17 protein-coding genes and 1 pseudogene are annotated in these 24,507 nt (G+C 41.2%); 2 read left to right on the top strand and 16 right to left on the bottom strand.

From position 1 onward, the window contains the following. Positions 1–28 precede the first annotated feature (28 nt). The 10 genes from Q4550_RS15500 to Q4550_RS15545 form a co-directional block, all read right to left on the bottom strand. Complete coding sequence (locus Q4550_RS15500; RefSeq protein WP_303534236.1) at positions 29–2,041, bottom strand: beta-galactosidase; 2,013 nt, start codon at positions 2,039–2,041, stop codon at positions 29–31. Between the two features lie 76 nt (positions 2,042–2,117). After that, on the bottom strand, positions 2,118–3,650 hold the full coding sequence (galT, locus tag Q4550_RS15505; protein ID WP_303534239.1) for a UDP-glucose--hexose-1-phosphate uridylyltransferase: 1,533 nt from the start codon (positions 3,648–3,650) through the stop codon (positions 2,118–2,120). Between the two features lie 25 nt (positions 3,651–3,675). Continuing rightward, complete coding sequence (locus Q4550_RS15510; RefSeq protein WP_303534242.1) at positions 3,676–4,854, bottom strand: galactokinase; 1,179 nt, start codon at positions 4,852–4,854, stop codon at positions 3,676–3,678. Between the two features lie 19 nt (positions 4,855–4,873). Next, positions 4,874–5,863, bottom strand: a complete 990-nt coding sequence (locus Q4550_RS15515; RefSeq protein WP_283153541.1) for a LacI family DNA-binding transcriptional regulator — start codon at positions 5,861–5,863, stop codon at positions 4,874–4,876. A 15-nt stretch (positions 5,864–5,878) separates the two neighbouring features. Then, positions 5,879–8,083, bottom strand: a complete 2,205-nt coding sequence (locus Q4550_RS15520) for an alpha-galactosidase (RefSeq protein ID WP_303534247.1) — start codon at positions 8,081–8,083, stop codon at positions 5,879–5,881. A 13-nt stretch (positions 8,084–8,096) separates the two neighbouring features. After that, positions 8,097–9,815, bottom strand: a complete 1,719-nt coding sequence (locus Q4550_RS15525; RefSeq protein WP_303534250.1) for a glycoside hydrolase family 35 protein — start codon at positions 9,813–9,815, stop codon at positions 8,097–8,099. 12 nt (positions 9,816–9,827) lie between these two features. After that, the gene (locus Q4550_RS15530; protein ID WP_303534354.1) at positions 9,828–10,619 is read right to left on the bottom strand and encodes a carbohydrate ABC transporter permease; all 792 of its coding nucleotides are present in this window, start codon (positions 10,617–10,619) and stop codon (positions 9,828–9,830) included. Positions 10,620–10,726: 107 nt separating this feature from the next. Then, the gene (locus tag Q4550_RS15535) at positions 10,727–11,578 is read right to left on the bottom strand and encodes a carbohydrate ABC transporter permease (RefSeq protein WP_159785293.1); all 852 of its coding nucleotides are present in this window, start codon (positions 11,576–11,578) and stop codon (positions 10,727–10,729) included. Positions 11,579–11,639: 61 nt separating this feature from the next. Next, positions 11,640–12,920, bottom strand: a complete 1,281-nt coding sequence (locus tag Q4550_RS15540; RefSeq protein WP_303534256.1) for an ABC transporter substrate-binding protein — start codon at positions 12,918–12,920, stop codon at positions 11,640–11,642. 237 nt (positions 12,921–13,157) lie between these two features. Next, positions 13,158–14,450, bottom strand: coding sequence for an ABC transporter substrate-binding protein (locus Q4550_RS15545; RefSeq protein ID WP_303534258.1), 1,293 nt, complete (start codon positions 14,448–14,450; stop codon positions 13,158–13,160). Between the two features lie 253 nt (positions 14,451–14,703). Between Q4550_RS15545 and Q4550_RS15550 the strand changes: the two genes are divergently transcribed. Both Q4550_RS15550 and Q4550_RS15555 read left to right on the top strand, forming a co-directional pair. Further along, positions 14,704–16,128: an MBOAT family O-acyltransferase gene (locus Q4550_RS15550; RefSeq protein WP_303534260.1), complete on the top strand. Its 1,425-nt coding sequence runs from the start codon at positions 14,704–14,706 to the stop codon at positions 16,126–16,128. A gap of 21 nt (positions 16,129–16,149) precedes the next feature. Continuing rightward, positions 16,150–17,364 (top strand): DHHW family protein, encoded by a 1,215-nt coding sequence (locus Q4550_RS15555; RefSeq protein ID WP_303534263.1) that lies wholly within the window; start codon positions 16,150–16,152, stop codon positions 17,362–17,364. A gap of 99 nt (positions 17,365–17,463) precedes the next feature. On the opposite strand, the gene Q4550_RS15560 is transcribed toward Q4550_RS15555, so the two are convergent. The 6 genes and pseudogenes from Q4550_RS15560 to Q4550_RS15585 all read right to left on the bottom strand — a co-directional run bounded on the left by Q4550_RS15560 (position 17,464) and on the right by Q4550_RS15585 (position 24,502). Then, positions 17,464–18,030, bottom strand: coding sequence for a class I SAM-dependent methyltransferase (locus Q4550_RS15560; RefSeq protein ID WP_303534265.1), 567 nt, complete (start codon positions 18,028–18,030; stop codon positions 17,464–17,466). Between the two features lie 150 nt (positions 18,031–18,180). Beyond that, positions 18,181–19,209, bottom strand: a complete 1,029-nt coding sequence (gene galE, locus Q4550_RS15565) for a UDP-glucose 4-epimerase GalE (RefSeq protein WP_303534268.1) — start codon at positions 19,207–19,209, stop codon at positions 18,181–18,183. 196 nt (positions 19,210–19,405) lie between these two features. Then, positions 19,406–20,191 (bottom strand): annotated as a pseudogene (gene tagH / locus Q4550_RS15570) (teichoic acids export ABC transporter ATP-binding subunit TagH); the annotation flags it as partial. Positions 20,192–20,206: 15 nt separating this feature from the next. Next, the gene (locus Q4550_RS15575; protein WP_303534270.1) at positions 20,207–21,010 is read right to left on the bottom strand and encodes an ABC transporter permease; all 804 of its coding nucleotides are present in this window, start codon (positions 21,008–21,010) and stop codon (positions 20,207–20,209) included. Positions 21,011–21,012: 2 nt separating this feature from the next. Continuing rightward, positions 21,013–22,215 carry a CDP-glycerol glycerophosphotransferase family protein gene (locus tag Q4550_RS15580; RefSeq protein WP_371017649.1) on the bottom strand — a complete coding sequence of 401 codons (1,203 nt, stop codon included), beginning with the start codon at positions 22,213–22,215 and terminating at the stop codon, positions 21,013–21,015. Positions 22,216–22,342: 127 nt separating this feature from the next. Next, a complete protein-coding gene (locus tag Q4550_RS15585; RefSeq protein WP_303534272.1) occupies positions 22,343–24,502 on the bottom strand; it encodes a bifunctional glycosyltransferase/CDP-glycerol:glycerophosphate glycerophosphotransferase in 2,160 nt (719 codons plus the stop codon). Positions 24,503–24,507 lie beyond the last annotated feature (5 nt).

A 24,507-nucleotide genomic window follows, 5' to 3' on the forward strand; every position in this document is an offset into this window, starting at 1 on the left:
GAAATCTATCGTTATTTCCCGGAAAATACTAATTAAGCTTTAGTACAGACGATCCAAGCGGTTTAATAGACATTTCTCCACTAAATTCATCATGAGAAACGGCATCTACCCAGGTTCCTTTCGGCAATGTTAGCGACCCTTTTTCGTCCGTCGAATGATTCACAACACACAAGAATACCTCCCCGTCTTGTCCTGTACGCGTGACAGCTTCTACGTTTTCACTTGAAGCGATCGTTGTTACGTCTGTTTCTTGGAAAACTTCTGCATAAAGAGCATCCATTATTTCCTCCTGGAGTGCAGAGCCGATGTAATAGACCGTTCCTTTTCCATATGTGTTTTTTGTAATCGCCGCCGTTTTTTCGTAGAAGCAAGAGCGATATTCAGCAAGTACTTCCGCAGTTGTCGGTTCAACGAGATCACACCAGATGGAAGCAACGGAGCTCATGCCTTTCATTGCACCCTGAACGCCTTCAACCTCGTTGTTTTGTCCGAGCTGGAGTGATTCATATTCATTAATTTCCACTCCTGCAAGCTCACGTAGTGCGCCTGGCAACGTATCTTCTACAACAAAGTTATTCTGTTCCTTCACACCGGCGCGATAGGATAAGATCACCGTTCCACCTTGCTCAGCAAAACGTGAAATTTTGTCGTTTACAACTGGATCTGTAAGAAAATAAACCGGTACAACGAGTACTTTGTACCCATCCAGCTTGCTTGTTTTCGTCACAATGTCCGTCATGGCATTCATACGGTGCGCAGGGCTATAGAAGCGGAGGAATTCTTGCTTGTATTCAAATGCATTGCTTTGCGGCTGAATACCCCATGCCCAGGCGTTCTCGACATCATAATACACAGCCACTTCCGCCTGGTACTTAGACGCAATCCACTCATCCCCAAACACGCTAAGAGAATCGATTACTTCTTTCACTTCATTATATTTACGCTTTGGCTTACCATCATGATCGAGTACTCCATGGCAAAACTCTTCCGTCCCAAAGCGTGCCGCACGCCAGCGGAAATAAACAATTGCTTCCGCTCCACGAGCAATTGCCTGATACGTCCAAAGTTTAATATGACCTGGACGAGGTAAGTAACCGATGCGACTCCATCCTTGCGCTCCTGAAAGTTCTTCCATTACCCAGAAGCCTTTTCCACCCTTTGAAGAGCGACAAAGGTCGTGTTGATGTGCGATTGCAGCAGGCGCAATCGGTTCTGGTAAACCGCCCCATACCGGATAGTTATCAAATGAAATGAAGTCAAGATCCTTTGCCATATCCCATTGATTAATCGCTAAGTCCGTAAATACGAAGTTATGCGTAATCCACTGATCCGAGCGAATATGTTTACGAAGAATGTCAGTTTGAATCTTATTATAAGACGTATACGCATCCGCACAGAAACGATCAAAATCAAGAAGCAAGCTTGGATTATGTTCCTGTAATACTTTACGAGGCACAGGGATTTGTGACCACGCTGTATACGTTTGACTCCAAAAAACCGTACCCCAAGCTTCATTTAAGGCATCAAGCGTTTCGTATTTTTGCTGTAGCCAAATTTGGAATGCTTTTTGATCCACTTCTCCATAGCTTCGATCAGATTTTTCATGACCGTATTCATTGTCTACTTGCCAGCCAATAATTCCTTCGTGCTGACCATAGCGTTTCGCCATTTTCTCAACAATCTTTGCTGTCAATTCTTGATATACTTCACTGTTCACGGTATAGTGACGTCTCGCTCCAAATGAAATGACTGTTCCGTTAGGATCCACAGGTAAAATTTCTGGATACTTTTCAACCATCCACGCAGGCGGCGTGGCCGTTGGTGTCCCAAGAACAACCTCGATGCCGTTACTTGTCATTAGGTCGATCGCTTCATCATAAAGCGAGAAATCAAACGTTCCCTCCTCAGGCTCCATCAGCTGCCAGCCGAATTCAGCAATTCGAACGACATTCACACCGAGTTCTTTCATCAATCGTACATCTTCTGTCCAACGCTCTTTCGGCCACTGTTCCGGGTAATAATCAACACCTACATACATCATGTTAGCTCCTTTTACCGATCTATTTTTTTGAGTATTAAATCAATGAGAAAAGAAGCCCGCCAGAATCGGCAAGCTCTTATTGGTTTAAATGGTTGTTAAGCTCATGTGTAAAGCGGTCAAATGCTTCCTGACCTGAAGCCGTTCGTTTAAAAACGCCTGCATGGCTTAAAATATTGGAGAAGATCAACCCAACCTCATGACGCAATCGTCCCTCTACATTCGATGAATTCAGGTCTGAATACTTCTTAAGAAGAGAATCAGCCCATGTAACATGTTTCTGAATGCGATCATCTTGCTTAATACTTTCTAGCGGATTTTCATTTATAAGAGATTCACCAAGCAAGTGAAGCTCTTCTTGTAATCTACCAGGAAGCACAGCTAGCCCCATTACTTCAATTAAACCGATATTCTCTTTTTTTATATGATGCACTTCTGCATGGGGGTGAAAAAGTCCCATTGGATGCTGTTTCGTTGTACGATTGTTCCGGAGTACAAGATCAAGCTCATAGTGCTCGCCATTTCGACGAGCTATAGGTGTAATCGTGTTATGAGACTCATTACCTGTAACCGCGCGAACATCAACACTCTCATCACTATATCCCTTCCAGAATTGAAGAATCGCATCAGCCAGTTCGCCAAGTTCATCTCGATCGTTGCTTTGAAGTCGTAGCACAGACATCGGCCACTTCACAATGCCTGCCTTCACGTTCGGATAAGCTGATAGAACGACGTTTCGCTCCATCTCTGCTTTCGCCATCGGGAACTCATGCTTCCCTCCCTGGAAATGATCATGACTTAATATCGAACCGCCTACGATTGGTAGATCAGCATTCGAGCCGATAAAATAATGAGGAAACTTGCCAACAAACTCTAGTAGCCTATCAAACGTACCTCGTGAAATTTTCATTGGCTCGTGTTCACCGTATAACACAATCGCATGTTCGTTGTAGTAAACGTATGGAGAGTACTGCAAATACCACTGTTTCTCTTCAAGGGTTATAGGGATCATCCTAAGATTTTGTCGCGCAGGATGATTTAATCGTCCCGCATACCCTTCGTTCTCTTTACAAAGCAGACACTCAGGATAGCCGCTTGACTTCATCGTTTTGGCTGCCGCAATCGCCTTAGGATCTTTCTCTGGTTTAGAAAGGTTGATCGTGATTTCCATCTCACCATACTCTGTTTCCGTAAGCCAGTCTTCATTTTTTGCTATACGATCGGTACGAATGTAGTGAACGTCTTTTGAATATTGATAAAAGTTAGCCGTTGCTGCTTCAGGGCCGGCATGTTCATAAGTCGCTTCAAACTTCTCAATCACTTCTGAAGGTCGCTCGGTTAAACATCCCATAATTTTTGTATCGAGCAAGTCACGATAAGTTACAGTATTTTCTATTAGCCGATCATGATCATATGCCCAATTCAGGATGCGATCTAAAATCGAAACAGGGCTATCTGGAATATTCGCAGGAACATCACTTGTATCGATCTCCTCAAGCTGAAGAACTTCTAGAATTTGATTGCGAACATATGATAAATCCCACTCACGAAAAAGATGTTTATTCAATCCGTATTGGAGGAGACGGTTAATCTCTTGATCGATGTTCGTCATGGTTTCTCTCCACTCCTCTCCAGAATTACAGTGCTTCCGAAAGCTGATTTATTTCTCTTGCTCCTGCACCTATTTCCACAACGTAAAATTCAGGTGTTAAGCCCGTTTTCTCTTTATATGTTTTCGCTACATTAGTTTGGAATGATGTTAAAAATTGATCCTCCACAATGCTGATCGTACAGCCACCAAACCCTGCGCCAGTCATCCGGGAGCCAATCACACCTTCTTCTGACCATGCAGCTTCTACTAAAGCATCAAGCTCATGACCAGTTACTTCATAATCATCGCGCAAGGAAACATGTGACTCATTCATTAACTGACCAAATGCTTCAATTTCTCCAGCCTTTAAACGTTTAGCCGCTTCAATCGTACGAACGTTTTCATACACTGCATGTTTCGCACGTTTCTGATCAATCGGATTTGTAATGTGGTGTTTATGCGCTTCAAACGAGTCAATTGTTAAATCACCAAGTGATTGAATCGAAACATGTTCTTGAAGCTCGGCGAGTGCCCGCTCACATTCAGAACGTCGCTCATTATATTTTGAATCAGCAAGCCCTCTTCGTTTATTCGTATTTGCAATAACGAGTGAAGCTTTTTCTAGAACTACCGGGCTGTAGCTATAAGCAAGCGTGTTGCAATCAAGAAGAACCGCTGCTTTTTCTTTCCCCATCCCAATGGCAAACTGATCCATGATGCCACAGTTTACGCCTACAAATTCATTTTCAGCACGCTGACTTATTTTCACCATTTCTACCATCTCAAGATGAAGGTGATTTAGTTCATTTAATAGAACAGCCGTCGCAAGTTCGATTGACGCTGAAGACGAAAGTCCCGCTCCATTTGGAATGTTTCCAAAGTAAAGGACATCAAATCCGCTAACATCGTAACCTGACTCCTTAAAGATGGAAACAACACCTTTCGGGTAATTCGCCCAATCATGTTCAGCATCATACGCAAGACTTGTTGAATCAACTGTCATCACACCTTGCGTTTTGAAGTTCAGCGAATAAAACCGAATAAGATTATCTTTTCTTTTTCTAGCAACGGCATAGGTACCAATACTAAGCGAGCATGGAAAAACATGTCCCCCATTATAATCTGTATGTTCGCCAATCAAATTGACGCGCCCTGGCGAGAAGAAGCTTCTTATCTCGCCACCTTCTCCATACACCTCTCGAAATGTTTCGTTTAGGGTTTTCATTAATTTCACCCGGCCTCGTTTATTTACTGCTCTTCCGCAGCTTCAGTTTTGTCGACATCGTCACTTTTTTGGCTACTTTCCTTCTCAATAGACGCTCCATCAAAAGGCCAACAGCCGTTTCACCCATCAGTTCTGTGTATACTTTGACCGTACTCAAAGCAGGATAAACATACTTCGAAACGCTAATGTCATTCACACCAATTAAGCTAACACGATCAGGAACAGCTACACCGTTCTCATGAAGAGCGCGGAGACACCCGATCGCCATTGTGTCATTTCCTACAAAGAAAGCAGTCGGTAGCTTCTCTCCAAGCTCTTCGATCGCACGATTCATAAGGGAATAACCATCATCTACCGTAAACGACCCTGTGTACACGTAAGATTCATGATCCTGATCACGTTCCGTCATATAGCGCTTGAACGTGATTTCGCGTTCATCAACAATTTCAGCACTAGCATCTCGAAATGTTTCTCTGCCACCAATGTAGCCAATTCTCTCATGACCTTTACTCGCAAAATAATCGAGCACTTTTTTTGTCGCCTTTTCAAAATCAACGACAACCGCGTCGTACTTTTCATTATCTGGATCATAGTCAACGAATACGATATTCGGGGTGACTTTATTTAATGAAGCTATTTCTTGACTACTAAATTTCCCTACTGCTATCATGCCCTGAATGTTTTCTTTTTCTAATTCATCATAGTTATCTTTAAAAATTTTCACGAGTTCAAGCCGCTCTTCCTGACAGCGCTGCTCGACTCCCAGTCGAATCGACATATAATACAGGTCATTCAACTCTTCCTTTTCGGTATACCAATGGATAATCGCAATTTTCGGTGTTAGTGATTTTTTTCCACGTTTTTTACTATAGGAAAGCTCTTCTGCCACTTCGAAAATCCGCTTTTTCGTATCATCTGAAACAGATAACGTTTCATCATAGTTAAGGACGCGCGAAACGGTCGATGGTGAACATTTCACTTTTTGTGCGATGTCCTTAATCGTTGCCATGGTCATCATCCTTTTTTATTCTGCTTTTAAATAAAACACTTTCGATTGAAAGTCACCACCGCGCTCAGCTTGCTCGCCATTCGCTCCATTGAACTCAACCGGAAGCGGAATGCCGTGCTGCATCAGTTCATCTCCGAAATATGTCTCCCCATCGACGTTATAATGACGATCAGGAGCTAAACCTTTTAATTTCACAAACTGATTGGTGCGTGGATTCGGAGTGCTTGATGATTTATACCAGCCAACAAGAGCTTCATTTCGATTCGACGAAACGATCATCCAGGCCGTTTCATTGCTTACAAACGGACTTTGTAAGCGAATGAAATCACCATCACGGACAAGATGTCGAAATGACTGGTATCGTTTAATTTGTTCTTTTACAATTTCTTTTTCTTCATCAGACAATGTTGAAGGATCCAATTCATAACCAAAGGTTCCAAAATACGCGACATCTGCCCGCATTGACAGCGGAGTTGAACGAAGCGTTTGGTGGTTTGGAACGGCTGATACGTGAGAACCCATGCTATAGATAGGATAAGCGATAGAGGTACCATATTGGATTTTCAGTCGCTCCACCGCATCTGTATCATCACTCGCCCATGCTTGTGGGGCGTAGAAAAGGAGAGCCGGATCAAAACGACCACCGCCGCCCGCACACGATTCAAACAGTACATTTGGAAACTCTGATGTTAACCGTTCATAAAGATCATAGACACCGAGAATGTAGCGATGGAAAAACTCTCCCTGGTGCTCTAAACCTGCAGAGTAGGCCTCCGTAATGTTCCGATTCATATCCCATTTAATATAATCCAGCTTCGTCGACTCAATGATCGCTTTCATTCGTTCGAAAATATAATTCACTACTTCTGTACGTGTATAATCAAGCACTCGCTGATTGCGTCCAAGTGTAAAGTGCTCACCTGGAATTCCTACCGCCCATTCTGGATGCTCTCTGTAGAGTTCACTATCAGTACTAATCATTTCAGGCTCAAACCACAATCCAAATTGCAATCCCGTTTCCTTCACTTTTTCAGCTAGAGAGGCAATGCCATCTGGGAGTTTGTTAAGATCAACCGTCCAATCTCCTAGTGATGATCGGTCATTGTTTCTCTTACCAAACCAGCCATCATCAAGGACGAAAAGTTCAACACCAAGTTCTTTTGCCTCTTTCGCAAAATGAATAAGCTTCTCTTCATTAAAATCAAAGTAAGTAGCTTCCCAGTTATTAATTAAGACAGGGCGCTCTTTCTTTTTCCACTGTTCCCTAATCAACTGATTGCGGTAAAGATGATGGAACGTTTGGCTCATTCCGTTCAATCCTTGATCAGAGTAAACTATTATCGCTTCTGGTGATTGGAACGATTCACCAGGACGAAGATTCCACTTAAAACCAAGAGGATGAATACCAAGCTGCGCACGTGCCACGCCATAATGATCAACTTCCGTTTGCGCTAGAAAATTCCCGCTATACACGAACTGGAATCCAAACACTTCACCCGTATGTTCTGTTGCATCCATTGCTTTTAGTGCAAGAAATGGATTGTGATGATGAGAGCTTGCTCCACGAATACTCGAAACGGACTGAATGCCCTGCTCTAATTTCCTCGTTTTCACATGACGCTCACGGGCCCATGTTCCTGAGAGGTGCACCATTTCCATATCAGCATAAGGAAGATCAACTGACAGTGACATCATTCGATCAATAGATAGCTCGCTATCTGTGTTGTTAATAAGACGCGCGTTCCTCGCAATCACAGATTCATTTTCAAAAATCGTGTAGCTGAGATGAAGCTCAACCTTCTGATACTTATCCTCCAACACAATGAGTAACGTCTCCGCTTCTTGCGCATTCGCATAAGTGGCCGGCAAACCTTTCAAGCGAGGCTTCCCTTTCACTTGCTCATGTGATTTATAAACAAAGTTCGCTATAGGCTTTTGACCTGCTGACACCATAAAGGCAGGCTCTCGAAAATCTCCTTTTCCATAGGCCGGGTACTCCTGCCTAATCGTTTCAAGCGAAAAAGCCGCGTCGTTCTCATATGAATGACAGCTAGCAGGCGTTGGATTGTTCGTGTTCTGAAAATGACGATAATCACGATCAGGACGAAGCGCTTTTCCGAAATACAAATGACCGAGCTGACCATTTTTTAAAATATGAAAAATGTAACTGATCTTTCCATTCGTTAGATGAAACTGCTGTTGATTAACCAGAATGCTCATTGCCATCGATCCTTTATCCGAGTTTAGGTTCGTTCACTAGTGTTACGCTGCTTGCAGTATGTCCTTCTAATTCCAGAACGACAACTTCATTTGTACCTTCATTTAACAGTGGACCAGGCAAGTAAAGGCGCTGCTGTGGCCCCATCGTTTGCCAGTAGCGACCAAGATTAAAGCCATTAATATAAACATTCCCCTTTGTAAACCCTTCCAAATCAACAAATGTATCATAGCATTGATCAGCTTGGAATATGCCTTTGAAATATTTCGGATAACGTTCTCCTAATGAATACGTCTTCGGCAAACGATCTCCTTCAATTTTGATCATTTCCCAGTCAAACCAATACTGGTTGTTTAGCCAGAGATTCTGCACAATCCCCTTCTGGTGAGATAGATGTTTTCCATAATTCACTCTTCCAAGGTTTTCAACAAGAACTTCAAAAACATTTACTTCATTCGGAAACGGGATCATAACCGATTTTGACTCATCATTTACTGAAACCGTCGCCTCATGTTTCCCATTGACGTAAAGAAAAGCTCGATCATGAATTGGCGTTGTATCAAGCTCAAACGTTCCAGTGTCGTTAATCGAAGTTCGATAAAGCGTGTAGCCGAAACTCTGATCAATCTTCTCCATGCTCCGTGGTGCAACGTGCTCTACCCTGGTTCCTACTTCTTGGAGAACATCGAAAAGGCTTGCGCTCTCCAATAGATTCACTTCTCCATAGCTTTTCGTCTCAACTTTAGAAACGTCTTCAATGGAAACGTCTGCTACGCTTTTCAACACTTCCGCCATCGCGAGATACTTATCTGTCACGTCGCCCCATTCTGTTAAGAGCGAATCGTAGTCATAGCTAGTAATCGTCGGAGCATATTTTTCGTAATGATTCGCACCGTTATAGAAACCAAAGTTTGTTCCACCGTGGAACATGTAGAAATTCACAGATGCGCCCATATCCATTAACTTCCGGAACACTTCCGCTGCTTCCTTTGCGTCACGTGTATGATGCTCGCCGCTCCAGTGATCAAACCAGCCGATCCAGAATTCCGCGACCATTTTAGGTGAATCAGGTTTCATCGCTTCAAGTGCCGCAAAGGCTTCTTCTGGTCTGGAACCAAAATTTAGCGTCGTTACGACGTTATCCATTGAACCCTGTTTAATGAAATCTGGTCCGTCTGATGTGAAGTAAAACGTATCAATGCCATGTTTCTCGTACTGTTCTTTATGAAACTCAAGATAGTTCTGATCGTTGCCATATGCGCCATATTCATTTTCAATTTGAAAGGCAATCACCGGACCGCCGTTCTTTTGTAAGAAAGGCTTCAACCGTGGAAGAAGATCATTAAAGTATTCCTCTACATGTCTTAGAAAAGCAGGATGACTACAGCGAAGCGCCATGTCATCTTCTTTTAGTAGCCAAGAAGGAAGCCCTCCCATTTCCCACTCTGCACAAATATAAGGAGAAGGACGAAGAATAACATAAAGCCCAACGTCCTGTGCTTCAGCTATGAACCGCTCCACATCAGCCATTCCTTCAAAATGAAACTGACCCTTCTTCGGTTCATGAAAGTTCCATGGTATATATGTTTCTACCGTATTCAGTCCAAGTGCCTTCAGCTTCTGAAGGCGATCTTTCCAATACTCAGGGACAACTCTGAAGTAATGAAGGCCTCCAGAAAGAATTTGAAAAGGTTCGTCATTTAAGTAAAAGTGGTTCTTTCTCGCTTCCAGCATAACAGCCTCCTACTATTTCAAGGCGCTTCCGAGCATACCTGAAATAAATTGTTTTTGCAGTGTTAAGAAGAATGCAATGATCGGAACAGTCGCTAACGTAACGCCCATCATCACTTGACCATAGTCGATATAAGAGAGTCCCATTAAGCTAGATAGCGCAACAGGGAATGTGTACATATCGTTCGTATTCAATACAACGAGCGGCCACATAAAGTTGTTCCACTGCGTCATGAAAAGGAAGATCGAAGCAGCTGCTAAAGCTGGTCGCATTGATGGAATGACGATCGAGATAAAGATACGCGTTTCGCTTGCGCCATCAAGACGTGCCGACTCCATCAACTCTGTAGGGAATGCCAGGAAGTTCTGTCTTAATAAGAAAATCGCAAACGGGAAGCACAATTGCGGTGCAATAACCGCAAAGTATGTGTTTAATAGATTAAAATCAGACATCATTTGGAACAACGGAATCAGTGTTGCCTGGTAAGGAATCATCATGGAAAGCAAGAATGCAGTAAAGATGAACTTTTTCCCTTTGAAGCTGTACTTCGCTAGAACGTAGGCTGCGCTCGCACAAACTGCAAGGGCAATCACTACATAAAGTCCTGAGACGAAGAGAGAGTTAAACAGTACTCTGAAAATACCAATTGACTCATTTAGATTGGTTAAGTTCGTCATAAACTGATCGCCAGGTAAAAGCGTTGGCGGGTTCGTAAACATTTTACTAGAGTCGTTCGTAGCCCCGATAAACATCCAGTAGAACGGGAAGATCGAAACAACTAGAAAAATACTAAGAAGCGTATACATCCAAACGGCTTTTAGCTTATTTTTCTTTTTCTTAGGTTTCTTTTGTTGCCTTTGAGCAAGGGTGAGTTTATTCGTCGACTGTTCAATTACCTCAAGGTTCTTAGCCATTAATCATCACCTGCTATCTTAAATTGGATAATGGAGAGAATACCAACCATCACAACAACCGCGTATGCAATTGCGGAAGCGTAGCCGAAATCAAAGTATTCAAATCCACTCTGGTAAATATAAAGTCCAAGGGTCATCGTTGAATCCGCCGGTCCACCGCCAGTTAAGTTGAATGGCTCATCGAAAAGCTGAAGCGTTCCGATTGTGGAAAGGATACCAGCAAAGAGAATAACCGGTTTAAGCTGAGGAACAGTAATATAGAAAAATTGCTTAAACTTATTCGCTCCATCAAGTGAAGCAGCTTCATATAAATCTTCTGGAATGTTTTGAAGGGCTGCAAGGAAAATAACCATGTTATATCCTGTCCATCTCCACGTCATGGCGATAATGATCGAAGCCTTTGCCCAAAACGGATCAGATAACCACGGAATTGCGGTAATCCCAATATAGCTTAATGCCGTGTTAATGATTCCTTCTTCTTGAAGCATGATCGAAAATAATATCGAGTAAGCTACAAGCGATGTGACAGCCGGAAGAAAGAATGAGACGCGGAAAAATCCTTTTAGCTTTAACAACTGGTTGTTCAACACGTTGGCTAGTACCATTGCAAGAATGATCATAACTGGGACTTGAACAACAAAGATAATGAATGTGTTCTGCATCGCCGTCCAGAAAATATCATCGTTCCAGAGACGCGTATAATTTTTCAATCCTGCAAAAACGTATTCTCCACCAACTCGTTCCTGAAAACTGAGAACGAAGGAAGCGATAATCGGATAGACGGTAAATGCTAGGAAAAGCAGAATGGCCGGAGCTGCGAATAAATACGGAAAACGTTTCGCTCGATTCATGAATATCCCACCTTAAGATGACAGGGGTTGAAATGAATCAACCCCTGATGATTTCTTTAGCTTATTGAATACGGTTTTTCAAACGATCTTCTGATGCTTTTAATGCTTCTTCAATGCCTTTACCGTTCGCGATTTCAGATTGCGCTTTAACAGCTTCATCCTTCGCTACTGCATAGTCTCCTGTGTAGTTAACGGCTGGAATGCTATCCATTTCACCAGCAAGTAGACTCCAGATCGGCTGATTGTTAAAGAACTCAACTTCTTTTGTAAATGCCTCGTTATCATAAATCGTATTTAGTGAAGGGAATAAACCACCTTCCATTGCAGATAATTGAACATCTTCATCTGTTGAGAAAAATTCCATAAAGTCATACGCTAGGTCGCCATTGTCGCTTGCACTAGGAATCATGTAGTTACTTCCGCCCAAGTTAGATGCGCGATTGCCACCTTCTTCAAACGCCGGTAGCTCAATTAATCCCCATTTTCCTGAAGTATCCTTGCCCTGCTGGGTGATCGAACCGTACAGCCATGCACCCGATGGAGCTGTCGCAACATCTCCACTAGTCATAGCACTAATCCATGCGTCCCAACCTACTGTTTCTTTAACAAGTCCTTCTTCATTTAGATTCCTTTGTACTTCCATTGCCTTTTTTGACTCTTCTGAAGTGAGGGCTACATTTTTCTCATCGTCAAAATAGAATGTGCCTTGCTGATTGAGCATCATACGATAAAGACCATCATCACCGTTCAGATCAAGACCAATCATTGCTTTATCCGTTTTTTCTTTAATTGTTTTACCAGCTTCGATATAGTCATCCCACGTTTTAATATCTTCTGCATTTACGCCAGCTTCTTCAAAAATATCGGTGCGATAGAAGACTCCTGTTGGTCCACCGTCAAACGGGAAGCCGTACATTGCACCATCTTTTGAAACAAGCTCTGTTTTATACGATGGGAAGCTATCTTTCATTTCGTCAAACCCTTTATCGGAAACGTTTACAAAAGCGTCCGGGAAAGCACTCATATAACCTTGAACGCGATCATCTTCAACAAGGACGATATCCGGTAAACCTTTACCTCCTGCTTGAAGACCAGTTGTTAACTTCGAATAAACATCATCAGTACCCATTTCAACAACTTCTAGTTCAAAATCCGGATTTTCTTCTTTAAATTTCTCGGCTGCTTCTTCAAGCACCGGTACATTAATATTCCAAGCCCAGGCTGTTACTTTATTGCTATCGCCTGATCCTTCACTATCATCTCCACCATTCCCACACGCCGCAAGAAACAGACTTAAGACAAGCATCATACTTATACTAACTAGACCCGTTACCTTCTTCATCGACTACCCCTCCAATTAATTACTGAAAACTTTCAAAATTCGTAATGAAAGCGTCTACACTTATTAGAATAGTCGAAGAGGTAAACATAGTCAAGTAAACTTTTACTAAAAGTTTACTACTTTATTTACTTTCCAATTAATGGAGGTTGTTACAAAGAAGAAAGTGTCCATCTATGACGGACACTTTCTTCTTTTTGTCTTTATAGGGGGTCAGGTGCGTACCTGACCCCCGCACTATTATTGAATCCGATTCTTCAACCGATCTTCGGCTGCTTTATAAGCCTCTTCAATCGATTTCTGACCATTCATCACTTCGGATTGTGCTTTGATTGACTCATCACTTGCAAGCGCGTAATTACCTGTATAGTTCACAGAAGGAATATCATTCATCTCGCTTGCAAACAGCTCCCAGATTGACTGATTGCTAAAGAATTCCACATCCTTTGTGAATGCATCATTTTCATAAATCGTGTTCAGCGTAGGAAACAAACCATTGTCCATCGCCGTTAGCTGTACGTCATCACTAGTAGTAAAGAATTCCATGAAATCGTAAGCCAAATCCTGATTCTTGCTCGCGCTTGTAATCACATAGTTACTTCCACCAAGGTTCGCTGCACGGTTTCCATCTTCTTCAAACGCCGGGAGCTTAAATACTCCCCAGTTACCTTCTGTGTCTTTAGCTTGCTGAGTAATAGAACCGCTCAACCACGCGCCAGAAGGAGCCGTCGCAACATCACCTTGTGCCATTGCACTAATCCACGCGTCCCAACCCACTGTATCTTTAACTAGTCCAGCCTCTTTCATCATTTGTACTTTCTCTGCCGCCATTTTAGATTCTTCAGAAGTGAAGTTCACATTCTTCTCATCATCAAAATAGAATGTTCCTTGCTGCGTCATCATCATACGGTAAAGATCGTCATCACCATTCAAATCAAGACCAAGCATTGCTTTTCCTGTAGCTTCTTTGATCTTTTTCCCCGCTTCAATAAAGTCATCCCATGTCTTAATATCATCGGGATTTACACCAGCTTCTTCAAAGTAATCTGTTCGATAAAAAACGCCCGTTGGACCACCATCAAATGGGAAGCCATACATTGCATCGTCTTTTGAAAGAAGGTCTGTTTTATAAGTAGGAAAGCTATCCTTGCTCTCATCAAACCCCTTATCAGATACATTTACGAACGCATCAGGGAATGTTTCCATATAACCCTCGATACGATCATCCTCGACAAGTACGATATCTGGCAACCCTTTCCCTCCAGCTTGAAGGCCAGTCGTTAATTTCGAATAAACATCTTCACGACCGAGTTCCACAACCTCTAGTTCAAAATCCGGATTTTCTTCTTTAAACTTCTCTGACGCTTCTTCAAGAACGGGAACATTAATGTTCCATGCCCATGCTGTCACCTTTTCACCATTACTATCTCCGTCTCCCGCCGACCCTCCACTTGAGCTATTATCACTAGAACAAGCACCGAGAACTAACATCAGAATAAGCAAGAAACTAACTCGACCAATTACCTTTCTCAAAATAACCCCTCCTGTTTGTTTACTAAAAAACACCGAACAACAAAAATGAAAGCGCATTCATGTTTATAGATTAAGGTACAAAAGGACTATAGTCAAGTAAATATTTACTGATTAATTTACTTTTTGACGGCTATAATCTTTTCATTCTGCCTCATGTATTTTACGTTTTTGTAAAATATTGAAGAAAAGCAAATTTCAAAGATATAAATGCTATAGTATTAAGTGGATTATATTTAATTATTGGAGGAGCTATATGGTATTTAGTAATCTCGTTTTCTTATTTGCTTTTATGCCGATCGTTTTATTTTCTTATTTTTTTGCTAGAAAAAGTTTTCGAAACATCGTACTGCTTATTGCTAGTCTTGTTTTCTACGCATGGGGAGAACCACAGTATGTCTTTCTGATGCTCTTCTCTATTATAATGAACTATGGTTTTGGGAGAGGAATTGACCATTTTCATAATCAGCTCGCAACAAAAAAATTCCTCCTAACGTTATCCATTATCGGTAACATTGCAATTCTTGGTTACTTTAAGTACGCAGGCTTCGTATTATCTAATGTTAATGGCTCCTTTGGGACAAGTTTTGAACTTGGAGAGCTGCCTCTTCCAATTGGAATTTCGTTTTTTACATTCCAGGCGATGAGCTATGTCATTGATATTTATCGAAAAGATGCACCCGTTCAGAAAAATGTTTTCTCACTAGCTCTTTATATCTCTCTTTTCCCACAGCTCGTTGCAGGGCCAATTGTTCGATACAACACCGTTGATCAACAAATTCATTCTCGCTCTATAACTGCTGATAAGGTACACGAAGGAATTAAAAGATTTATTATTGGCTTATCAAAAAAAGTACTGTTAGCTAACAGTTTCGCAGTTGTTGCGGATCAGGCATTTAACACTCCCGCAGGTGAAATGAGCGTGATGATGGCGTGGATTGGTGTTATTGCTTACACACTCCAAATTTACTTTGATTTCTCCGGGTATAGCGACATGGCCATTGGTCTAGGAAAAATGTTTGGCTTTGATTTTCTAGAGAACTTTCGATACCCCTACATATCTAAAAGCATTTCAGAATTCTGGAGAAGATGGCACATTTCTCTTGGGACATGGTTCAAAGATTACGTTTATATCCCACTAGGTGGGAATCGCCATGGAAAGCTTGTACAAGTACGTAATCTTCTAATCGTGTGGACGATTACGGGGTTCTGGCATGGCGCTAGCTGGACGTTTATGGCCTGGGGATTCTACTACGGGGCAATTATCGTAATTGAAAGCCTCGGATTTGGTAAATGGTTAAGTCGCCTATGGTCGCCTCTACAACATATCTATGTCCTACTGCTCGTCATGATCGGCTGGGTCTTTTTCCGCGCTGATAACTTTACGTATTCATTTGAATACTTACAAACGATGTTCGGCTTTAATCAGGCTGCTTTCGTAGATTCAATGTTCCTATTGCAGTGGAATGATAACTGGGTATTATTCCTAGCTGGCGTTATTTTCAGCACACCTTTCATAGCGAATATCGGCAACATTTACAATCGTATAGCGACGAAAGCAAAGGGACTACAGGTCGTCACGCTTTTCTCAGAACCAGCGATTTATATGACGCTAATGATTTTCGCTATGGTTCGATTAGTCAATTCTAGTTACAACCCATTTATTTATTTCAGGTTTTAATGCCAATAAAGGAGCTTTGCTATGATTCAGCGAATTGAAAAGGCAAGGAAATGGATGCTTATTATCTTATTCTTTGCGTTTATCTTTACCGTTTTCTTCTATCTTACAGTTTCAGCAGATATTGAAGTATCTGACGTAGAAAAAAGAGAACTAGCTCAAAACCCTGACCTTTCGATTGAGAATGTTTCGAACGGAGAATACATGAACGATTTTGAATCGTATTTTCTTGATCAGTTTCCCGGTCGAAATATCTGGTTGAAATCATATCTTCAATATCAGCAAATGACGAACAAAACCTATATTTTTGATTACTATGTATCTGACTCGAATTGGATCATCCCAAAACCGAGTTATAGTAAGCCTTCTACCCATATTGATAAGGCAGTTGATAACTTAAACAAATTTGCGGCGACGATGAAGGATGAGGGAAAGGAAGTTTATTTTGCTTCTCTTCCTCATAAAGTGAATACCATCGACATCCTGCCGTCTTATATTGAAGAGGGAACAGGAATAGAAAAGAAAGATTACTTTTTTTCAGAATTTAACCAAAAGAGCATCCCAACAGTTGATGTTGGGAAGGAATTTAAAGAAGAATATACTGATGATGAATTGAAAGAGCGTTACTTTAAGACAGACCATCACTGGAACATGTTTGGGGCGTTTGAAGGCTATCAAAAAGTAGCAGACCTTCTCTCTGAGAATTCAACTTACTATACAAACATGAACGAAGACGACAGCGACTATGAATTAAAGTGTTATAACGACAAGCAATTTATTGGAAGCTATAATAATCAGCTTTATTTAACGGTTGATGCAACAGGTGAAAAGATCTGTCACATGTTACCTAAAGATAATCTATTTGATAACTATCAAATTTCCTGGAACGGCAAAGAGCGTACATTTAAACAGGTCTATGGTACAGACATATTTAGAGATAACGATCCTATCGATTTTGGTGGGCTGTACATGAACAATACAGCTGAAATTACAATCGAGAATCCTGCTGTTCAAAAGGAAAGCCGACTATTGATTCTAAAAGATTCCTACGCAAACCCAATTGCGTTCCACATTGCCCAGCATTTCTCCAATACTACTGTTTATGATATCCGTTATAACGATGATCAGGTTTTAACAGAGTATATGGCGGATAAGGATTTTGATGTAGTCCTGTTCTTGTATAATGACGCCATGCTTCAAGGCGAATCCTTCCGCTTCTCAACACCAATGGAAGACTAAATCGAACGAAATTTTAGTTGAGCAAAATAAATGAAACCAGCTCTCGATGAAGAGAGCTGGTTTTTTGGTCTTTGTTTTGAGGACAACTGTCTTCCCCCCTCACACTTCCGCAGTTACCCCATATACAGACTCATGAAAACGGTGAATCTCAGGTTCAAGTCCATTATCTTTAAAAATCTGCATCATCTTCTCAGAAGAAATTCGCTCATGAAGTGGTGGGCCCATATCCATTTCAATGGCTTCCCATTCAAGTACAAACAATTTACGTCCTGGCTTAATCACTCGCTTAAATTCTTGGAATGTTTTCGTAAGATCAGGCACTTCATGAATCACAAATGCCGCAATCGCTTTGTCAGCGACGTGATCTCTTAGATTAATCTGCTCCAAGCTACTGACAACGTACTCGATATGCCCTGCTAGATTTTCTTCTGAAACACGCTTTTTAAGAAGATCTAGCATCTGCCTTTCAATATCAACCGCATAAACCTTTTCAGCTGCTTCCGACAACGGCAATGTAAAATACCCATTTCCCGCTCCTAAATCAGCTACATGATCAGTTGCCTTTACATCAAGATGAGCGATAACTTGTTCAGGTGAAATAATTTCCTTTCGTTTCGGATCAAGTAGTCGACCCGCATTACCTGGTTTGAATCGTTTACCAGCCACAGCGAGAACCTCCTTAGAATTTCTTTCTAATTCTTCACAACACTACTGGCAGTTATACGTGAGAAACCTTATTTAAACACTAAAACCCGCTCATTGATGAGCGGGCTTTAGTGTCCTCTATAGAAAGACAGCTGTCCTCCGTGGGGGGGGTCAGGTACGCACCTGCCCCCTCTTATACCCATCAGGATTTTCCGACTGCCAGCGCCACGTGTCGCGGCACATTTCTTCAATGCCTTTTTCCGCTTTCCAGCCAAGCTCAGCTTCAGCTTTAGCCGGATCTGCATAGCATTCTCCAATATCGCCAGGACGGCGCGGAGCAATGGAGTACTTCACTTCTTTCCCAGTCGCTTCTTCAAAAGCCTTCACCATCTGAAGCACGCTATACCCATTTCCCGTCCCAAGGTTATACGCTTCTACTCCCGTTGTACCTAAGATATGCTCTAACGCTTTCAAATGCCCGTTAGCCAGATCCTCCACATGGATATAATCACGAACGCCTGTACCATCTGCTGTATCGTAGTCATCTCCAAACACGCTAAGCTTTTCGAGTTTTCCAACCGCAACCTGACTAATATACGGCATGAGGTTATTTGGAATCCCGTTAGGATCTTCTCCAATTCTTCCGCTCACATGAGCTCCGATTGGATTGAAATAGCGAAGAAGGGCAATGCTCCAGTTTGAATCAGAAACATGGAGATCACGAAGAATCTGTTCAATCATGAGCTTCGTTTGACCATACGGATTCGTTGCGCTTAGAGGGGCTTCTTCAGTGATTGGCATAACATCAGGCATACCATAAACGGTTGCAGATGAGCTAAACACAATGTTTCGAACGTTCAATTTCTCCATCACTTCACAAAGAATGAACGTTCCTGTTAAGTTATTATGGTAATAATGAAGTGGCATGGAAACCGATTCGCCAACAGCTTTCAAGCCAGCAAAATGAATGACTGCTTCAATTTCATTTTCTTCAAACACCATTTCTAAAGAAGATCGATCAAGTAGATCCACTTCATAAATCGGAAAATCTCGCTCAGTTAACTCTTTCACACGATCAAGCGATTCCATTTTACTATTCGAAAAGTTATCCACGACAACAATATCAGAACCGTGATTAAGTAACTGAACACACGTATGACTTCCAATATATCCAGCACCGCCTGTTACTAAAATAGCCATTCTTACTCCCCCACTTCTTGTTATGTCACCAAAAAATTCCTTCTCATCATATCACATTCATTCCCATAAATTCAGCGCAAATAATGAAAAAATCGCTCTCTATGAGAGCGATTCTGCTATAGAAGGAAGCAAATCATCTAGACAAGAGTCTGGATTTCTTTCGCTTTCCTTTCTCTTCTGAATCAGCAGCTAAAAGACCTTCCTGCTTCTTCATACCTTCTTCTTTGAAGCGACGCTTTTCTTCCTTCGACCACGATTTGTAATCTTTAATAAAAGCTTCATACTTCGGCATGATATCTTTCATTGCGCCATACTCACGGATCGTGCCATGTTCAAGCCAGATTGCTTTATTACAAAACTTCTTCATCTGGCCGTTTGAATGACTAACAAAGAAAATTGTTTTTCCACGTTCCTTAAACTCGTCCATTTTGACAAGGCACTTATCGGCAAACGTCTTATCACCTACAGAAAGGGCCTCATCGACGATCAGAACATCCGGATCGACGCTAATGGATATAGAAAAACCTAGACGTGATTTCATACCACTGGAATACTTTTTAACAGGCATATCAATAAATTTACCAATATCCGCAAAATCAATAATGTCAGGCTTCATCTTTTCAATAACGTCTTTCTTATATCCCATCATGAGCAGCTTCAATTCAATGTTCTCTCGCCCTGTTAGCTCTTTATTTAAGCCAGCAGAAACGGCGATAAGGGAAACATCACCTTTTACATCAATTTCCCCACTAGTTGGCGGCGTAATATTAGCGACAAGGTTTGAGAACGTTGATTTCCCGGACCCGTTCACTCCGATGATACCAACGACATCACCTTCACCTGCTTCAAAGGTTAAATCACGAATGGCATAGAAATCCTCACCATAGCCACCAGGAAGAAGAATATCCTTGAGCTTATCAGAGTTCTGCCTGTGCATTTTATATTTTTTCGTAATCCCGTTTAATTTAACTGAATAACTCATAAACGACAGTCCTTATTAAATATAGTCTACGAAATGACTCTTGAACTTCATATGCAGGTAGGAACCAATCATCAGTAAGAGCACAACGACAACCCAGTAGTAAAGGGTATATTGAAGCGTCTGATGAACCCAGCCCATGCCGAGAAGTGCATCTCTGTAGCCTTCCACTATATAGTATAGCGGATTAAGTTTCATCCCAATCTGAATAAATCCAGGAAGATCATCAATTGTCCATAAAATTGGTGTTAAATAAAGAAACATCCGAATAAACGACTGAAGCATTTTGTGCACATCTCGAACGATTGTCGATAGCGTCGACGTTATGAGGGAGATGGCAAAAATGAGAATAATTAAAGCGAACATATAATACGGTAGCTGAAGCAAGTGCCAGGATACCCCCTGGCCAGTTAATAACACTGCTGCAAAGTATATACCAAGTAAAATCAAATGTTGATAAAAGACTGACATAATTACATAACTCGGAATCGTACTCATTGGAAAGTTCATTTTGGATACCATTGATATCCTAGTATATATCGACTTTGATCCTTGTATAACAGCAGGGTTAAAGAAGAACCATACAACAAGTCCAGCAGACATCCATAGAACAAATGGGACGCCATCAACCGGGTTCCCGTTTCGTATTCCAAAGCCAAATACAAACCAGTAAATACTCATTTGGAAAAGGGGATTCAGAATCTCCCAAACCATACCAAGATAATTATTGCTATTCGTGCTCTTTACCTGATAAACCGAAAGCCGATTAATTAGGTAAAAGTTGCTAACTTGTTCTTTTAAAACTGCAATCAAAGAATTCATGCTTATTTTGCCTCACTAACAAAAATTTGGTCAACAACCTTTTTGGTAGCAGACCCTCCTTCAAGGTAACAATAAGTGTTATAGAAATCGTTATACTTTTCTTCAAATACGCCAAATCCTTCGTTTTCAAACGTTTGAATGGCGTGTAAAACTTCTTCAGATGTTGTCACTACAGGACCTGGCGCCTCTTTTTCAAGATCAAAGTAAAACCCACGCAATTTATCGCGATATGAAGCAAGATCATAAGCGAAGAAAATAATTGGTCTCCTCAAATTCGCATAATCGAAAAAGACAGACGAATAATCCGTAATTAACACATCAGAAATTAAATAGAGATCATTGACATCGACACCAAGTGATAAATCAAAAACAAATCCTTCATATGGAGAAAGATCAAACTGCTCTGCAATTAAATAATGCATCCTTAATACAATAACATATTCCTCGCCGATTTCACGTCTCAATAAATCAAGATCTAATTTCAGCTCATGCTTATATTTCCCTGGTTGATAAAATTCATCATCTCTCCAGGTTGGTGCATAAAGAACCACTTTTTTATCGGTAGGAATGCTATACTCCACTTTCAAAGCATCGATCTTTTCTTGATGATTTTCAAGATGAAGACGATCATTACGTGGATAACCCGATTCTACCATGTTTTTCTTAAAACCAAATGCTCTCTCAAAAATCTCAGATGAGTATCGATTCGGCGAGATTAAATAATCCCACTTCGCTGCTTCCTTATAGAAATTATCTTTATAGGAGAGCGTGTTTGTTCCAGGCATGAACACTTCTTCCATATCACCTGCAAGCTTCTTAAGCGGCGTTCCATGCCACGTTTGTACATAGACAGTGTGAGATGGCTTAGGAATCCAAAGCGACATCCGACTATTAGTCACCCAATAACGCGCACGCGCCATGAGATAAAACCATCTTAGCGAAAAACGCCTTACAGTAGGTATACCCCTTTTACGAAAAGACTCAGCATGAGATTCTTCAACACTCCAAATCATGTCTAAATCATAGTCGTGCTCTAACAGATATTCGTAGATCGCCCTTGGATTGCAGCTGTACTGCTTGCCAGAAAAGCTCTCAAATATAACAAGCCGCTTGTTTGCTGGAAAACGGCCCAACGCCACAAAAAGAAGTCGACTAAACGCCTTCATTAATGGATATATTTTCAACATTCTCAATAGCTTTTTCATGAAATGGACACCATACTCCCGACTAGTAGTAGATTACCTCTATTCGAAATGCGCTGTCGCTTTGAAAAAACAGGATAGTGCCATATCGCCTTCACCAGCGGCAGTACCCTGTTTCTCTAAAGTCTATCTACATTTCAGCTTTCTCGGGCTCAAACACCCTATTAATTACTTTTCTAGAAGCGTGCCCATCATCAAGATGACAATATTTATCATAGAATGCATTAAAATTGCTTTGATAGGTAGCTTCTATTTTCTCGATATGTTCAATCGCATCTATGACACCGTCCGACGTTTTAAGAAGCGGACCTGGTGCTTCATTCTCAAAATCCATATAGAATCCGCGAAGTGAATCGCGATACTTTTCAATGTCATAAGTGAAAAATAAAATGGGACGACGTAAATTTGCGAAATCAAAGAACACGGATGAATAATCAGTAATCAGAATATCTGATAGTAAATAAAGCTCCGCAATATCTCCGTAGTCAGATAAATTGTATACAAAATCGCTCATTCCAGTCGTATCAATATGCTCTGCAATTAAATAATGCATGCGTAGACCAATAACATATTCGTCACCAAGACGTTCCTGCATTTCGCTAAGGTTCAGCTTTAAATCAAACTTGTATTTCCCCTTACCGTGAAACTCGTCATCCCGCCACGTTGGGGCATAAAGAATGACTTTTTTATCAGAAGGAATACCAAGTTTAGCCTTTATTTCCTGCTGACGTCTAGCCTTTTCTTCATCCTCAAGATAGAGGATATCGTTTCTCGGATAGCCCACATCAAGAACTTCTTTCCCGAACTTAAAGGCTCTTCTGAAAATAGAAGTCGAATAATCATTTGGCGAAACGAGATAGTCCCATTTTTGGGCTTCATTGTAAAAGTTCCGCTTATATTTTTCAGTTGTCGTGCCAGGCATACGTACTTCTTTCATATCAGCTGCCAGTTTTTTGAGCGGTGTGCCATGCCATGTTTGTAAATAAACTGTCTCAGGACGTTTAATCGCAAAGTTTGGCATTCTAGCATTCGATACCCAGTACTTGGCAGTCGCAAGATGGTAATAGTAAGCGGGGCTTAAGCGTCGCACCTGCTTAGGATTCCCCGGTATATCCTTTTTCTTTTTATCATAAACCCATAAATAATCATACTTATGATCGCTTTTTAACAGTTCTTCATAAATGTAGCGAGGGCTATCTGAATACCCCTTACCACCGAAGCTCTCAAGAAGTACTTTTTTCGGTTTCATTGGCATTTTTACGAGAACCGTTCGGTAAAGCTGACGCATGAGTAAGTGTTTCTTCCTCAATGATCTACGCCACTGCCTTAAACGTACACGAAACATCATTGACTTCAGAACAGCTTCTTTTCTCCCCTTTTGCAGAAGACGATGCTCTCTTCGTTCGATGATATTCCGTCTCTTAATCCTTCCAGGTGCTACTAAAGAGAGACTGTTCTTTAAAGCAGTGAAATGATCAAATAAAACGTTAGAGTCCTTCACGGCTTTATTTGTAATGCTCTTTGAATAATAATTTAACAAGAGAAGGTCCAAATAGCGACTAATGCTTTTCGTATCAGCGTACGACATCTTCATTTTATGATACACATAAAATAAATCAGGCAACTTCTCCTCTACAGAATGTAGCATGAGAGTTGGCTGGTCGATCGGATCATAGCATTCCCCTTTTAAATAAGTGGGAACACCTGTAATCATCGGAATCTCCTCTGTATTTACTATTGCTGGAATGGAGAAGGTAAGGTCCGTGTAAAAGGTAGCTTGTTCATCAAAACGAAGCTCATGAACGTCCACAAAGTCTTTGCGTAGCAACAAGTTAGTAGCACTCCTACGACGAAGTGCTTTAATTTTTCTTCCACCACTTAATCTACGCAAATAGTAGGAATCTTCTCCAATTTCCATTGGAATAGCAATTTTTCCAGCTTTGAAAATAGAACCACCAATAAAGTTTTCTTCTCCTATGTTGTTTAGGAGAAGCTCTAGTGTGTATGGCGCCAGGTAATCGTCACCGTCAACAAAATAGATAAACTCGCTTGAAGCGTACTCGATCCCCATGTTGCGCGCTTTTGAGACACCAACATTTTTATCTAGATGATAGCAAGTCATTCTCGAATCGCTGTAACGCTCAATAATTCCCTTACTATTATCAGTTGATGCATCGTTAATCAGAATAATTTCTATATCCTGAAAAGTTTGCTGCAATAGGGAATCAAGGCATTTTTCGATATAGTCTTCTTTATTATAAACGGTTACTACTACACTAATTTGTCCCATAACAA

It is taken from the genome of Anaerobacillus sp. 1_MG-2023 (assembly GCF_030547345.1).
Lineage (GTDB): Bacteria > Bacillota > Bacilli > Bacillales > Guptibacillaceae > Guptibacillus > Guptibacillus hwajinpoensis_B.